Source organism: Kitasatospora sp. NPDC101183 (genome assembly GCF_044767945.1).
GTDB lineage: Bacteria > Actinomycetota > Actinomycetes > Streptomycetales > Streptomycetaceae > Kitasatospora.
In genome coordinates this window covers 195,076-211,787 of sequence record NZ_JBIWOW010000011.1, presented here as the reverse complement: position 1 = coordinate 211,787, position 16,712 = coordinate 195,076, and the positions used below count along the sequence as shown (strand labels likewise).

At 73.5% G+C, this 16,712-nt stretch carries 6 protein-coding genes; 4 read left to right on the top strand and 2 right to left on the bottom strand.

Annotated features, from left to right (window positions below):
• Positions 1 to 69: 69 nt before the first annotated feature.
• Positions 70 to 1,305, bottom strand: coding sequence for an MFS transporter (locus ACIRRS_RS17705; RefSeq protein WP_402971508.1), 1,236 nt, complete (start codon positions 1,303 to 1,305; stop codon positions 70 to 72).
• A gap of 101 nt (positions 1,306 to 1,406) precedes the next feature.
• Between ACIRRS_RS17705 and ACIRRS_RS17700 the strand changes: the two genes are divergently transcribed.
• The 4 genes from ACIRRS_RS17700 to ACIRRS_RS17685 all read left to right on the top strand — a co-directional run bounded on the left by ACIRRS_RS17700 (position 1,407) and on the right by ACIRRS_RS17685 (position 15,871).
• Positions 1,407 to 2,510 (top strand): DUF5937 family protein, encoded by a 1,104-nt coding sequence (locus ACIRRS_RS17700; RefSeq protein ID WP_402971506.1) that lies wholly within the window; start codon positions 1,407 to 1,409, stop codon positions 2,508 to 2,510.
• 36 nt (positions 2,511 to 2,546) lie between these two features.
• Positions 2,547 to 3,413 (top strand): PhzF family phenazine biosynthesis protein, encoded by an 867-nt coding sequence (locus ACIRRS_RS17695; protein WP_402971503.1) that lies wholly within the window; start codon positions 2,547 to 2,549, stop codon positions 3,411 to 3,413.
• 238 nt (positions 3,414 to 3,651) lie between these two features.
• Complete coding sequence (locus ACIRRS_RS17690) at positions 3,652 to 15,261, top strand: LamG-like jellyroll fold domain-containing protein (protein ID WP_402971500.1); 11,610 nt, start codon at positions 3,652 to 3,654, stop codon at positions 15,259 to 15,261.
• Between the two features lie 82 nt (positions 15,262 to 15,343).
• Positions 15,344 to 15,871, top strand: coding sequence for an SMI1/KNR4 family protein (locus tag ACIRRS_RS17685; RefSeq protein WP_402971497.1), 528 nt, complete (start codon positions 15,344 to 15,346; stop codon positions 15,869 to 15,871).
• A gap of 85 nt (positions 15,872 to 15,956) precedes the next feature.
• On the opposite strand, the gene ACIRRS_RS17680 is transcribed toward ACIRRS_RS17685, so the two are convergent.
• Positions 15,957 to 16,481, bottom strand: coding sequence for a hypothetical protein (locus ACIRRS_RS17680; RefSeq protein WP_402971494.1), 525 nt, complete (start codon positions 16,479 to 16,481; stop codon positions 15,957 to 15,959).
• Positions 16,482 to 16,712 lie beyond the last annotated feature (231 nt).

The window sequence follows — 16,712 nt, the reverse complement described above, 5'->3', positions numbered from 1 at the left end:
GGGGCCGGGCACGCCACGCCGCCAGGATCGGCGCTCGGCGCCCGGCCCGCATCCCGAGACCTGCGGACGTCACGCCTGGGGCGCCAGGCGGCGGACGGCCAGGGCGGCGAGCCCGGTGGCCAGGGCGAGCGCGGGCCAGCCGAGGTCGGGGGCGGCGGTGAGCACGGCGGTGAGGGCGGCCGGGGCGGCGGCGCGGCCGATGCCGGAGGAGAACTCCCAGCGGGCGAGCGCCCGGCCGAGGAGGTGCGGCGGGGCGGTGGCGGCGATCAGCGCGGTGCCGGAGCCGGTGTAGAGGATCTCGCCGAGGGTGTACGGGACGGCGACGAGGGCGACGGCGACGGCGCCCGGGACGCCGCCGAGCGAGCCGGCCGCCCAGAAGCCCAGGTAGGAGGCCGCGAGGACGGCACCTGCGGCGGTCAGGACGCTGCGCCGGGGGTGCTTGGCCAGGCGCAGCACCAGGGGCAGCTGGAGGGCGATCACCAGGACGGTGTTGCCCACGAAGATCCCCGAGGACCAGGCGGCGGACACGTGCAGCTGCAGCACCAGCAGCGCGGGCAGCGCCACCTCCAGCACGTCGAAGCAGAACGCGTACGGGATGTTGGCGAGGCTGAGCAGGCCGAGGCGCTCCAGCGGCTCGCCGCTCTCGGAGGCGGCCTCGGCTGCGGGCCGCTGCGGCGCCCGCACCCGCAGGGAGGCGACGAGCAGCGCGGAGACCAGGCAGGTCGCCCCGGTCACCCCGGCCAGGACGCGCAGCGCGTCCGTGCCGCCCGCCACGGCGACGGTGGCCAGCAGCGCGCCGGCGCCCATGCCCGCGTTGCGCAGCGAGCGCCCGGCGGCGAGGGCGGCGTCGCGCAGCCGGCCCTCGGTGAGGGTGGCGACCACGGCCCCGTGCGTGGTCGGCCAGGACTGGCTGCCGATGCCGAACAGCACGGAGGCCACGGTGAACAGCGGCAGCGAGCCCGCGGCCAGCAGGGTCAGCGCGCCCGCCCCGCGCAGGGCGAGGCTGACGGCGGCGGGCAGGGTGCGGGCGCCGCGGTCGATCCAGCGGCCGGTGAGCGGCACCCCCAGCAGGCCCGCGACCATCCCCGCGGACAGGGCCAGCCCGACCGCCCCGGCGTCCAGGTGCAGCACGCCGACGCCGTACAGCAGCATGAACGGGCGCAGCAGGCCGCCGCCGATCGCGTCCACCACCAGGGCCGTGGCGTAGCGGGGCCCGCCGGCGGCGGTGAGCAGGCGGAGCAGGGCGGGCGGCCGGTGGTCGTCGGTGTCGAGGGGCGGGGCGGACTTCTGCTGGATCAGCGTCATGGCCGGTACCGTCCGCCCCGCGCACCGGCTCTGGCACGCGGATTGACGCTCACCGTCAATCCGCGCGGGCACCCTCACCCGGGGGTGGCAGGATCGGCCGGGTGAGCCTGACCATCGACATCACCGGCCTGCCCGAGGAGCGCCTGCTCTTCACCCCGTCCCCGCTCGCCGAGCTGAACGCCATGCTGCACGTGCTCGCCGAGCCCGCGCACCACCCGGCGCTGAGCGGCTGGGCGGCGAGCACCACGGCCGTGATCCCGCCCGAGCTGTCCGAGCGGCTCATGGAGGCGGACTTCCTCTGGCGCTCCTCCCGGGCCGACTTCCTCGTCCCCGGCCTGCCCGGCGCGACCCTGGCCGAGGAACTCGACGCCGTCGACCGGATCGACGACGAGCTGTACGTGGCCGCCGCCCTGATCACCACCTGCGGCTCCTCCCGGCTCACCCACAAGCTGGAGTCCCCGCTCACCGACCCGGCGGCGGGCGAGCGCGCCCGGGAGCTCGCCCTCGCCCGGGGGCCCCGGCAGGCGGCCTTCGCCGACCGGCTGCTCGCCGACCCGCCGGCCGTACGGGCCCTGGTGCGGCGGATGCTGGAGGAGTGCCGCTCGGCCTTCTTCGCCGACGCCTGGCAGCGCGTCCTGCCCGACCTCGCCGCCGACGCCCGCCGCAAGGCGGACCTGCTCGCCCGCCACGGCCTCGCGGAGGCGCTCGCCGCCGTGTCGCCCTCCGTCACCCTCGACGAGGGGAGGGAGGGGGACGGACGGCGCCGGATCGTCATCGACAAGCTCCAGGACAACGCCACCACCGCCGCCACGGGCGGGGGCGTGACCTTCATCCCGACCGCCTTCGGCCGCCCGCACCTGCTGGTGGTGCACGCCCGGGGCTGGCGGCCCGTCCTGCAGTACCCGGTCGCCGAGGCCGGGCTGCCCGAGCCCGTCTCGCTGGCCCTGGTGCAGCAGCGGCTGGAGGCCCTCGCCCACCCCGTACGGCTGCGGCTGGCCCGGACGATGGCGCGCGGGCCGCACACCACCGGCGAACTGGCCGCCGCCTGGCAGCTCACCGCGCCCGAGGTGTCCCGGCACCTGGGGGTGCTGCGCCGGGCCGGGCTGCTGACGACGCGGCGGCGCGGGCGGTACATGCTGTACGAGCTGGACCTCGGCGTCGGCGCCCGGCTGGGCTCCGACCTGCTGGAGGCGGTGCTGCGCTGAGGGAACAGCGGCGGGGCCCGAGGTGTTCGTCCGGGCATGACAGCCGCTGACGCCACCGCCGAGATCCTGCGCTACGCCGCCTTCGCCACCGCCCCCGAGGGCGGGAACCCGGCCGGGGTGGTGCTGGACGCCACCGCCCTGACGGGGGAGGAGATGCTCGCCGTCGCCGCCGAGGTCGGGTACTCGGAGACGGCCTTCCTGACCCCGGGCGAGGGCGAACGGACGTACCGCGTCCGGTACTTCAGCCCGCTGGCCGAGGTGCCGTTCTGCGGCCACGCCACCGTCGCCTCCGCCGTCGCCCTCGCCGACCGCCGGGGCCCGGGCGGCTACCTCTTCGAGACGGCGGCCGGCCCGGTGCCCGTCGAGGTCGAGCGCGGTACGGACGGCGTGCTGCGGGCCACCCTCACCAGCGTGGAGCCGCACGTCGAGCCGGTGCCCGAGCAGGCGGTGGCGCGGGCGCTGGCCCTGCTGGGCTGGTCGGAGGGTGAACTGGACGGTGCACTGCCCCCGCGCATCGCCTACGCGGGCGCCCGCCACCTCGTCCTGGCGGCCGCCACCCGGGACCGGCTGGCCCGGCTGGACTACGACTTCGACGGCCTGGCCGCCTTCATGCGCGAGCACGACCTGACCACCCTCCAACTCGTCTGGCGCGAAGCCCCCTCCGTCTTCCACGTCCGCGACCCGTTCCCCGTCGGCGGCGTCGTGGAGGACCCGGCCACGGGCGCCGCCGCGGCCGCCTTCGGCGCCTACCTGCGCGAACTCGCCGCCGTCCGGCCCCCGGCGACCCTGACCCTCCACCAGGGCGAGGACCTGGGCCGCCCCGGAGTCCTCACGGTCGCCCTCCGCACCGAGGACACCCGCATCCGCGTCTCGGGCGCGGCGGTGGCGATCCCTCAGCCCTGACGAGGATCGATCTGTAGACAAAGCGGCGGACCCGCCCCCCGCCGCGCGGTTGCGGTGTCCCTGGCAATCAATCGGTAAAACTTTCCCCCTTCGGATGCGGATGATCATCACCAAACACCCCCAAAGCCCGACCCGCCCCTCAAGACGGCTCTGTACGCCCGGAGTCCGCCACCGGTAGGAAGTGCGCTGATCGGGCACCCGTCCAGGCTCGGTCGCCGCAGCCTGGAGGGGGCCTCGCATGCGCAGTTCCGACACGTCCGTCCTCGACCGGGGCCGGAGACCGGGGCTCGGGGCCCGTGCCCGGGCCCTCGCCCTGGTCAGCGCACTGGCCCTCACCTTCACCCTGGGGCTCCAGGACGCGGCCGCCTTCGCCGCCGTCCACGCGCCGACCCCGCAGACGGACGTCACCACCCCCGAGCAGCGCACCGGCGGCGCGGACGGCCGGAGCCACCGCGTCGGCGCCGACCAGACCGGTCGCACCCCCGCCGGCCCCGGTGCCGGGCACCGGCCCGCCCCCGGCGAGCTGCCCGAACGCCGCCCCGGCGACACGGACACCACCCCCCGGCAGTCCGGCGCCGCCCAGGCCCCCGTCGAGGGCAAGGCTGTCCAGGCCCCGGGCGCCGCGGACCATCGCGCCGCCCCGCAGGACAGGGGCGGTGTCGAGGTGCCCGCCGCCCGCACCGACACCACCTCCACGTACCAGAACCCGGACGGCACCCACACCGTCCGCGTCTACCCCCGCCCCGTGCACTACAAGAAGCCCGACGGCACCTGGGCCGACATCGACACCGCCCTCACCCAGGACAAGGACGGCCGCTGGGCCGAGGGCGCCAACGACCTCAGGGCGAGCTTCGCCGTGAGCGCCGACGACCAGGCCCTGCTCACCTGGACACTCGACGCCGACCACCAGGTCTCCTACGGCCTCAAGGGCGCCGCCCCCTCCCGCGGCACCGCCAAGGGCGACCTGCTCACCTACGCCGGCGCCCGCCCGGGGGCCGACGTCACGTACAACGGCCTTGCCCAGGGCATCAAGGAGACCCTTGTCCTGCGGGACGCCTCCGCCCCGACCCGCTGGACCTTCCCGCTGCGCACCACCGGCCTGACCGCCGTGCTCGGCGAGGGCGGCGAGATCCAGTTCAAGGACGCCTCCGGCACCGTGCGGATGTCCATCCCGCGCGGCTTCATGATGGACTCCGCGATCGACCCGGCCTCAGGCGACGGCGCCCGCAGCGGCGGCATCACCTACCACCTGGTCACCGAGGGCGGCGGGCAGGCGATCCAGCTTGACCTCGACGAGGCCTGGGTGCACGACCCCCGGCGCGTCTACCCGATCCAGGTCGACCCGACGACGCAGAGCGGGATCAACGTCGGCCAGTCCACCTACGTGATGACCAACGACTCGGCGAACTACTCCACCGACTCCGTCCTCAAGGTCGGCACCTGGGACGGCGGCAAGGACGTCGCCAACTCCTACCTGTACTTCCCGGCCGTCGCCAACATCGGCCAGAACTACATCGAGGCCGTCGACCTGACGATGGACAACGTCCACTCGTTCTCCTGCGACGCCAGGCCCGTCAACATCAACCAGATCACCTCCGCCTGGAACCCCTCGGGGATCAACTCCTTCCCCGGCGTGAGCATCGGCCAGCAGATCGGCTCCGCGAGCTTCTCCGTCGGCGACACCTGCGGTGGCGCCCAGTGGCAGACGATCCACCTCGGCCAGTCCCACACCGACGCCGGCTCCCAGCTGATCGAGAGCTGGGCCCACGGCGGCTGGAACTACGGTCTGTCGGTCACCACCAGCAGCAGCGACTCGTACTCCTGGAAGAAGTTCGCCAGCGTCAACAGCGCCTGGCCGCCCTACCTGTCCATCGTCTACAGCGACTGGGCCGCCGCGTACACCCCGGACAACACCTACACCCCGCCGACCAACACCACGGCCGGCTACCAGACGCTGCACATGACCAACCTCGCGGCCAACTGGTGGAACTCGAACAGCATGCAGGTGCTGCCGCGCTACTTCGACAGCGCCTGGCACGAGCAGTGGCCCGCCGGCAACGCCCCGCGCACCGGCGTGCCCGGGCTGGTGAAGACCGGGGACACCGTCACCTTCAACGCCACCCTGCCCGCCATGCGCCCGGGCACCGGCTACACGCTCTGCTGGGACGGCTACGTCAACGGCACCACCTCGCTGCACGACTCGTACAACGTCCCGTTCGGCAACTGCACCGGCAACGTCTCCGCCGTCAACGCCGCACCCCAGCTCGACGCCACCGCCCCGCCCGCCAACACCATGGTCGGCACCCTGACCCCGCAGCTGTACGCCACCGGCCACGACCCGGACAACTACCCCGGCACCGGCCTGTCCTACGACTTCCGGGTCTACTCCACCGCCTCCGGCAGCCCGCAGGTGATCGCCGACTCCGGCTGGCAGTCCAGCACCTCCTGGTCCGTGCCCGCCGGCAAACTCGACTGGAACACCACCTACCTGTGGAACGCCGAGATCGGCGACGGCCAGACCGGAAGCCCCTGGTCGAGCATGGCGCCCTTCTCCACCCAGGTGCAGCAGCCGGTCATCACCTCGCACCTCGGCGGCTCGGCCGGCGACGGCGCGGGCCGGCCTTTCGACGCCAAGGTCGGCAACTACACCACCCAGGCCACCGACGCCTCCGTCGTCGCCGTCGGCCCGACCCTCGCCGTCAACCGCTCCTACAACTCCCTCGATCCGAGCACCGGCCACCTGTTCGGCGCCGGCTGGACCAGCCCCCTGGACATGCAGCTCGTCGGGGACAACGACGGCACCGGCGCCATGGTGCTCACCGACCAGAACGGCCGCTCCGCCCGCTTCGGCCAGAAGCCCAACGACCAGCAGTTCTACGTCTCCCCGAGCGGCGAGTACGAGAGCCTGGCCGCCTACTCCGCCGGCTTCGGCGGTGGCTTCAACCTCACCACCAAGGGCGGCGTCCGCTACGACTTCAAGACCCAGTCCGGCAATACCTGGCTACTGACCGCCGTCTACGACGCCGCCGGCCACAGCCAGCAACTGCACTACACCAACGGCAAACTGGACACCGTCACCGACACCTCCTCCACCCGCGCCCTGCACTTCACCTGGACGGCGGACGGACGGCACGTCGCCTCCGTGGCCACCGACCCGGCCACCGGCACCGACCCGACCACCGCCCAGACCTGGACGTACGCCTACAACGCCGCCAACCCCGACGAGCTCGACCAGGTCTGCGCCCCGCCCACGGGCGGCAACACCGCCCCCGCCTGCACCGCGTACGGCTACACCCCCGGCTCCCACCTGCGCTCCGCCGTCGTCGACTCCACCCCGGTCTCGTACTGGCGCCTCGGCGAGGCGAGCGGCACCACCGCCGCCAGCGAGATCATCGAGAACCAGGGCGCCGACAACGCGAGCTACTCCGCGAGCGGCATCACCCTCGGGGTGCCCGGCCCGACCGCCACCGGAGCCACCGCCGCCCAGTTCGACGGCAAGTCCGGCGTGGTCTCCCTGCCGCAGAGCATCCTGGACACCTCCTCGTACACCTCGGTCGGCCTCTGGTTCAGGACGACCTCCTCCGGCGTCCTCTTCGGCTACCAGACCGGGCAGTTCACCACCCCCACCACCCCCGGCTACTACACGCCCGCCCTGTACGTCGGCACCTCCGGCAAGCTCTACGGCGAGTTCTGGAACGGCTGGACCACCCCCATCGCCTCCGGCGCCCCCGTCAACGACGGCACCTGGCACTACGCCCTGCTCACCGCCGCCGGCGCGAGCCAGACCCTCTACCTGGACGGCAACGCCCAGGGCACCCTGAGCGGCCAGGTCATCGCCCCCGGCCAGCGCGTCGAGACCGTCGGCGCAGGGTTCATCGGCGGCGGCTGGCCCGACGAGCCGTTCCAGAACGGCACCGACAACACCGGCCACGCCTCCTACTTCAACGGCGCGATCTCCGACGTCGCCTTCTACAACCGCGCCCTCGGCCAGCCCGCCGTCACCACCCTCGCCCAGACCGGCGCCAAGCCCTCGGCGGAGCTCACCGGCATCAAGCTGCCCTCCGGCAAGTCCAAGCTCTCCGTCGCCTACGACGCCGCCGGCGACCGCGCCCAGCAGGTCACCGACGCCAACGGCGGCACCTGGAAGATCGCCAGGCCGAGCGTCTCCGGGTCCGCCGAGGAGTACCGGGGCCAGGTGATGGGCGCCCACCCCGGCGGCTACTGGCGCCTGTCCGACGGCAGCGGGGCCTCCGCCGCCAACCAGGTCTACGCCGCCCGGCCCGATCCGGCCAACGGCACCTACGCCAACGTCCAGCTCGGCGCCGCCGGGCCCATGACCGGCTCGGCCGGCTCCGCCACCTTCGACGGCGCCACCTCCGCCGTCCAGCTGCCCGCCACCACGATCCCCACGCAGGGCCCCGCCGCGATCGCCCTGTGGTTCAGGACCACCGGCGCCGGCACCCTCGTCGGCTTCCAGAGCACCCCGCTCGACCCGCCGCAGACCCCCGGCAGCCAGGCCTGGAACCCGACCCTGTACGTCGGCACCGACGGCAAGCTGCGCGGAGAGTTCTGGAACGGCTACGTCACCCCGATGACCAGCTCCACCGCCGTCAACGACGGCAAGTGGCACTTCGCGGTCCTCTCCGCCGACAACGCCACCACCCAGAACCTCTACCTGGACGGCCAGTTGACCGCCGGACCGGCCACCGGCCAGATCGGCGCCAACGGCACCCGCTACCTCTACCTCGGCGCCGGGAACGCCGACAACTGGCCGAACGCCGCCACCACGCCCTTCGGTCACTTCACCGGCCAGATGGCCAACGCGGCTTTCTTCCCCCACGGCCTCGGCGCCGGCACCGTCACCTCCCTCTACAACCAGGCCCTCAACCAGACCGCCGCCCAGGGCGCCGGGCAGCAGCCCTCCGCCTACGACACCGCGATCGTCTCCGCCCACCCCACCGGCTACTGGCGCCTCGACGACCGCGGTGGCAGCCAGGCCACCGAACTCGTCTCCTCCGCCGCGCTCCTGCAGAACCGGGGCACCGAGGCCAACACCTCCGTCGGCGTCCAGCCCGGCCCCTGGGCCTCCGGCACCTCCACCGCCACCGGCTTCACCGGCGCCAACGGCTCGAACATCCTGCTGCCGCCCACCGCGATCCCCAAGCCCTACAACGACACCTCCGTCGCCCTCTGGTTCAGGACCGGCGGCCCCGGCGTCCTGTACAGCTACCAGAACGCGCCCATCGGCCAGCCCGTCAACCTCTACAACCCGACGCTCTACATCGGCACCGACAACAGACTGCACGGCGCCTTCACCGCCACCACCACGACGACCGTCAGCGCCACCACCGTCACCGACAACGCCTGGCACTACGCCGTCCTGACGGCCAGCGGCACCACCGAGCAGCTGTACCTCGACGGTGCCCCCAGCGGCGCCCCCATCACCCTGCCGCTCACCTACAACGGCTCCGGCGTCGCCTACCTCGGCTCCGGCACCATCGGCGGCGGCTGGCCCGCCGCCCCCGCCGACACCGCCGGGCGCTTCACCGGCAGCCTCGCCGACTTCGCGCTCTTCCGTTACGCCCTCGACCCGCGCGTGGTCAAGGGCTACTACCAGGCCGCCACCACCGCCGACGGCGGCAACGGCCTCGACGCCGCGAGCGCCTACCGCGCCACGGTCGTCCAGGGCGGCCCGATCGGCTACTGGCGCCTCGACGACCCCGCCGGAAGCTCCTACGCCGCCGACGAACTCGGCACCGCCCTGCCCGAGGGCAACGCCGGCACCTACACCAACGCCGGGCTCAACAACGGCGGCCCCAGTTCCGACCCGAGCCAGCGCTCCGTCGTCTTCAACGGCACCAGCAGCGCGCTCCAACTGCCCGGCACCACCGCCCCGACCTCGGGCGCGGCCTCCATCGAGCTGTGGTTCCGCACCTCCACCTCCGGCGTGCTCTACGCCTACCAGGACTTCCCGCTCGGCGCCGCCCACGCGCCCGGCGCCAACGCCTGGAACCCCGCCCTGTACGTCGGCACCGACAACAGGCTCCACGGCGAGTTCTGGCTCGGCGCCGCCCCGTACGCCATGACCTCCGACCGCACCGTCACCGACAACGCCTGGCACCAGGTCGTCCTCGCCGCCGACGGCAGCGGCCAGACCCTCTACCTCGACGGCACCACCACCGCCACCAACACCAGCGGCGTGCCCGTCACCTACAACGGCACCGGCTACGCCTACATCGGCGCCGGAACCGTCGACAACTGGCCCAGCGCCGGGAACGCCTACTTCAACGGCGCCATCGCCGAGGTCGCCTACTTCCCCAGCCGCCTGGGCGACGCCACCGTGGGCGCCCACTACAAGGCCATGGGCAACGGCGGAACCGCCACGCCCGTCACCACCGCCACCGTCACCGACCCCACCGGCAACACCCTGACCCACCGCTACGACACCCGCGCCTCGCAGCTCATCTCCAGCAGCGACGCCTGGGGCAACACCACCCGCTACGCCTACGACACCGGCGGCTTCCCCTACGCCGTGACCGACCCCGACGGCCACACCGTCACCACCGGCCACGACGCCCACGGCAACACCGTCTCCCGCACCACCTGCAAGAGCCCCGTCGACTGCCAGACCACGTACGCCACGTACTCCCTCGGCAGCCCCTCCTCGCCGGGCGCCGACAAGCTGCTCACCACCTCGGACGCCCGCTCCAGCGGCCCCTCCGACACCGCGTACACCACGACGTACACCTACGACACCAGCGGCCAACTGCTCTCCGCCACCTCCCCGGCCACGCCCGACTTCCCCAAGGGCCGTGTCAGCTACACCAGTTGGACGGCCGGGACGGAGCCGGCCGCCGACGGCTCCACCGTCCCCGCAGGCCTGGCGCTCAGCCGCTCCGTGCCGCTGGACGCCTCGCAGTACCCGACGGCCACCGGCGTCCCCGCCGGGCTGCTCACCACCTACCAGTACCGCCACAACGGCGACCTCGCCGCCACCACCAGCCCGGCCGGCGACGTCCTCGCCTACCACCAGGACAACCTCGGCCGGATGCTCGACTCCGCCGAGACCTGCGCAGACTGCCCCGGCGGCAGCGCGGGCCCGCCCGCCACCCCGCGCAGCCTGGTCACCACCTACGCCTGGGACGGCCAGGGCAACCTGACCAGCCGCACCGACCCGTACACCACCGACGCCGTCACCGGCGTCAAGCACACCCGGCGCACCGCCACCGTCTACGACGTCGACGGCGACCCGCTGACCGAGACCGTCTCCGACACCACCGGCGGCGACCAGCCGCGCACCACCAGCTGGACGTACGAGAGCACCACCGACCGCCTCAACAAGGCCGTCGACGCCGCCGGGAACGCCACCACCTACGGCTACGACGTGTACGGGCAGGTCACCAGCAGGACCGACCCGGCCGGCACCAACTACCAGTACCTGTTCGCCCCCACCGGCTGGCTCCAGCAGGTCGCGATCAACAACTTCACCGGCACCGGCGTCAGCCCCGTCGCCGCGCACTGGCAGGTGATCGAGTCCCGCGCCTACGACCCGGCCGGGCGCCTGGCCACCGTCACCGACGCGATGGGCCGAACCCGGCACACCTACTACAACGACGACGACTCCGTCGCCGAGACCGACCTCGACGGCTACCACAACGCCGACGGCACCCTGCGCAACGTCGTCCTGAGCAGGACGGGCTACGACGCCGCCGGGCACCTCACCCAGCAGACCACCGGCGGCGGGAAGACCACCGTCGTCACCGCGTACGACGCCGCCGGCCGCACCGCCAGCACCGTCACCGACCCCGGCGGCCTCAACCGCACCACGGCCTACACCTACGACGCCGCGGGCAACACCCTCAGCACCGTGCGCACCGGCGGCACCGACCGCCAGGAGACCGACTACGCCTACGACGTGATGGGCGAACTCCTCAAGCGCACCGTCAAGGGCCAGGGCGGCGCCGTCACCAGCTACACCTACAACAGCCGCGGCCTGGCCACCTCCGTGGTCAGCCCCAACGGCAACGCCACCGGCGCCAACCCCGCCGACTACACCTCCACCCAGGCCTACGACGAGGCCGGCCGGCCCACCGTCTCCACCGGGCCGCTCACCAGCGCCGAGGTCTACGACCCCGCCGCCCGCGCCACCACCGCGCAGCCCGTCCACGCCGTCGGCACCGCCGGCTACGACACCTTCGGCGAGCTCACCGCCACCCGCGACGCCGCCGGGACCACCACCACGTACACCTACGACCAGGTCGGCAACCGCACCGCCACCACCGGCAGCGCCTACACCGACCCGCGCACCGGCACCACCCTCACCCCGACCACCACCGCCGCCTACGACGCGCTCGGCCGCGTCACCGCCCGCACCGTCGACCCGGCGGGCCTCAAGCTCACCACCACCAGCCGCTACGACCAGCTCGGCCACCTGCTCGAGCAGGACCTGCCCGCCACCGGCACCACCGTGCCCGCGATCCTGCGCGGCTACGACCTCGTCGGCGAACTGCTCACCGCCACCGGCCCCACCGGCGCCGTGGCCAAGTCCACCTACGACGACCTCGGGCGCCGCGTCACCAACACCGTCGTCGAGCGCTACCCCACGCCCACGGCCCTCACCAGCACCTACGCCTACGACGACGCGGGCAACCAGCTCGCCTCCACCACGCCGCTCGGCGCCACCTCCACCGCCGCCTACGACGCGGCCGGCGAACTGCTCAAGGCCGTCGACGCCACCGGACGCACCATCACCACCACGTACGACGGCCTCGGCCGCCCCCAGCGCGCCACCTCGCCCGACGGCACCTCCACCACCACCGCCTACGACGCCTTCGGCGACGCCCTCAGCGGCACCGTCTACGACACCACCGGCGCCGCCGCGGGCACCGGCTACACCACGTACGACCTCGAAGGCCACCCGCTCACCCGCACCGACACCGTCACCACCGCCGCCGACATCTCGGCGCACTCCACCACCTACGGCTACGACGCGGCCGGGCAGCTCACCCGACTGACCGAACCCGTCGCCGCCGGCCAGAGCATCACCAGCACCACCGGCTACGACGCGCTCGGCCGCCGCGTCCGCTTCACCAACGGCAGGAACGTCCCGACCTACTACACCTACAACTCCCTCGGCCTGCCCGAGTCCACCGTCGAGCCGCCCACCACCGCCCACCCCTCCGCCGCCGAGGGCGCCTTCACCACCAGCTACGACGCGGCCGGGCGCCCCTCCGCCCTCGTCGAACCGGGCGGCGTCCTGCGCCAGCGCGGCTACGACGGGCTCGGCAACGTCGTCCAGGAGAGCGCCGCCGGCGCCGAGGCCGCCACCGCCACCCGCACCCTCGCCTACGACACCGCCGGGCGCCTGCTCTCCGTCAGCACCCCGAGCGGCACCCCCGACACGTACACCTACAACGACCGCGGCCAGCTCCTCTCCGCGGCCGGCCCCGGCGGCACCGCCGGGTACGCCTACGACAACGACGGCCACATGACCGGCCGCACCGACCTCAACGGCACCACCGGCTACACCTACAACCAGGCCGGCCAACTGCGTGCCGCCACCGACCCGTTGACCGGCAGCACCGTCGGCTACGACTACGACGCCCAAGGCCGCCTGCAGACCGAGCACTACGGCGCCGGCGGGGCCGCCCGCAGCTACACCTTCGACACCCTCGGGCGCCTGAGCACCGACACCGTCAAGGACAGGACCGGCGCCACGCTCTCCGGCATCGGCTACGGCTACGACGCCAACAGCCGTCTCACCTCCAAGACCACCACCGGCACGGCGGGAGCGGCGGCCAACCAGTACACCTACGACCTCGCCGGCCGCCTCACCTCCTGGAACAACGGCGGCACCACCACCGCGTACACCTGGGACGCGGCCGGCAACCGCACCTCGGCGGGCGGCGTCACCGCCACCTACGACGAGCGCAACGAGCTGACCAGCGACGGCGTCAACAGCTACACCTTCTCCGCCCGGGGAACGCTGAGTAGCACCACCGCCCCCAACTCCCAGCCCGCGACCGTCCAGTTCGACGGTTTCGACCGGATGACGGCCAGAGGCCCGGTCACCTACGCCTACGACGGCCTCGACCGTGTCGCCCGGACCAACGGCGGCGCCTTCACCTACGACGGCGGCTCCACCACGATCACCGGCGACGCCACCGGCCGCTACACCCGCACCCCCAACGGCGGCCTGCTCGGCACCGCCACCGTCGGCACCGGCGGGGCCGTCACCGGGGCCCGGTTCGGCATCACCGACCAGCACGACGACGTCGTCGCCGGACTCGACCCGGCCGCCGGCACCATCGCCTCCTCCACCGCCTACGACCCCTTCGGCAAGCCCGTCGCCACCGGCGGCTCCGGCGGCGGCTCCCTCGGCTACCAGGGCGCCTGGACCGACCCGACCACCGGCGACGTCGACATGAACGCCCGCTGGTACCAGCCCGGCACCGGCACCTTCACCGCCCGCGACGCCTGGAACCTCAACCCCCAGCCGTCCGTCCAGGCCAACCGCTTCACCTACGCCAGCGGCGACCCGATGGACCGCTCCGACCCGAGCGGCCACACCGACCTGTGCAACGCCTTCGGCAAGACCACCTTCAGGACCGCCTGCAAGGTCTTCTGGTGGGAGCTCAGCAACGAGAAGATCGGCAGCAGCGACACCTGCACCGCGCAGCCGATGATGTGCCTGCCCGACCACAGCGTCAACTGCTCGGTCAGCGCCTACGAGCGGCCGCCGTCCTGCGCCTCCAGCCCGACCAACTACGGCGCCGCGCCCAACTGCTCGGTCAGCGCCAGCTACCGGCCGGCCTCCTGCGGGACCACCACCACCGATGGCGGAGGCGGAGGCGGAGGCGGGGGAGGAGGCGGCGGTGACGGCGGGTCCCACTACGCGCCCCCGCGCCACAAGCCCGCGCCCCACCAGCCCAGCCACCGCCGACCCGGCCCGAAGGGCCCCAAGAAGACCGGCCCCGGACCGCAGCGGCCCTCGCCCACGCGGCCCTCGCCGACCACCCCGCGGCCGAAGACCCCCGACTACCACCCGACCAACGACCGTCCGCACATCGCCCTGCCGGTGATCGGCTTCGGCACCGACGCCGTGGTCAGCGCGGGAACGGCTGTCGTCAGCACCGTCGTCTCGCTCGGCACCGCCTTCCTCGCCGCCGTCGCCGCAGCTGTCGGCGAGGGCTTGGACGGCGGCACCGAGGGCGAGACCAAGGACCGTCGGCCCAGGAACCAGGACTGCACGCAGGGCGGCGAGGGCTGGGTCAGCACCGGCCAGGTGGACTCCGTCAACGGCGGCCGGCCCACCGGCGTGACGGCCTGCCTCAACTCCGCCTACCTGAAGAGCCACGAGGGCACCCCGACGGACGTCAAGAACGGCATCAAGCCCGCCGGATACGACTGGGCCCGTGCCACGGTGGGATGGTGGGGCGGCCGGCCCCAGGACGTCAACGCCTGCCACCTGCTCGGAGCCCAGCTCTCCGGCTCCGGCACCGACCTGTCGAACGTCGTCACCTGCGGCTCCGACGCCAACGCCTACGTGGGCAAGAAGAAGGCACGCGGGGACGACCCCGGGCCGATGGACAGCATGCTGCACTTCGAGGACAAGGTGAGGTCGCAGGTCGACAACGGCAACACCGTGCTCTACCAGGTCACCCCGCGGTACGACGGCAACCGCAACGTCCCGTACCGGATCGAGATGACCTACATCGCCTGGGACAAGGACGGCCACCTGCTCGGCGCCGACCACGACTACGTGGACAACCTCGTCTACACCAGCGGCAGCGGCTGGAAGAACCTCGGCAAGGTGATCCACAGCCAGGACGGCACGGACGCGGGGTAGTACGGTGACCGACCGGACCGACCGGACCGACCGGACCGACCGACCGGAAACGTAGAAGCGTAGAAGCGTAGGAGACACCACCATGGCCCACCCGGCCATCACCGGCGTAGCGGCCGTGCTCGGGCAACCGGGCACGGCCGGGGACGCCGTCGACTGGGACGAACTGGCGCGGACCACCGGCCTGCGCCTGCCCACCGACTACCGGGAGTTCATCGCCCTGTACGGCGGCGGCGAGCTGGACGAGTACCTGAGCATCAACACGCCGGCCGACGGCCTCGTCGACGGCCTCGCCTTCGACCCGACACAGGCGCCGGACACGCCCACCGGCGACTCGGAGGAGGAACTGCTGGACGGCCGGCTCCTGCCGGTGGCGAGCACCGTGCACGGGGACGTGGTCTTCTGGGTCTGCGACGAACTCGACCCGGAGCGCTGGGAGATGGTGGTCTTCAAGCGCCAGGCCCGTTACGGGGAGCAGCGCTGGACCCGCTACGCCATGGGCTTCGGCGAACTCCTCCTCGGTACCCTCACGGGCACGCTGGCGAGTCCGTTCAGCGCCCGTGGCCTCGACGAGTCCCCGCACGCGTACCGCCACTGGCGCCGGCCGCTCTGAGCGCGGTGCTCCTCGAACGACCCGCCCGGCGGCCTGAGAACAGGGCGCCGGGCGGTGTCACTTCCACGCTGTCACCGTCGCGGTGTCACTTCTTCGGCTGGAGCCCGCCCACCTGCTCCGCCACCCGGCCCGCGGCGTCCGCCCCGGCGAGCAGGGTGACGTTCGCCGGGGCGGAGCCCAGCGTGGAGTCCACGGCCGTCAGGCGCACGGCCGGCGAGGCCTGCGCCACCGTGCTGCTCGCCTGTCCGAAGGGCGCGCCGACGGTGACGATCAGGTCGCAGCGCTGCGCCACCAGCCCGGAGAGGTACGGTCCGGCCTGCTCGGCGCCCGCCGCCGGGACGACCAGCTGCTGGACGTTGCGGTCGTTCCGGGCCCCGGCCGTCTGCATGGCCGACCACACCTGGCCGAAGAGTTCGCCGCCCGAGGCCGTCGCGCTGTCCGCCGCCAGGCAGGCCGTGGCCCGCTTGGACACGTCGTTCGCGTGGACGGCGGGCGCGGCGGGTTCGTCGTCGCCGGAGAGCGCGAAGCCGACGGCCACGGCGGCGGCCGCCGCTCCGACGGCTGCGGCGAGGAGGGCGCGACGGTGGCGGGACGGCAGGCGCAGGGGCATGGCTCGGGGCTCTCCGGGGCGCGGTGGTCGGTGGGACCGGGGGAGGGGACGTGGCCGATCCTGCCGTAGATGCGGGCGGGGGACAACGGGCGGCGAAATCCGGTCGCCGAGCAGGGCGTTCGTGGGCGAGGCTGCGGGGATGACACGCAGGGTGACGGTGGAGCTGACGCATCGGGGCGGGTACTTCGGCAGGGTCGGCCCCTTCGTGGTCGGGAGCCCGTGGTGGCAGTC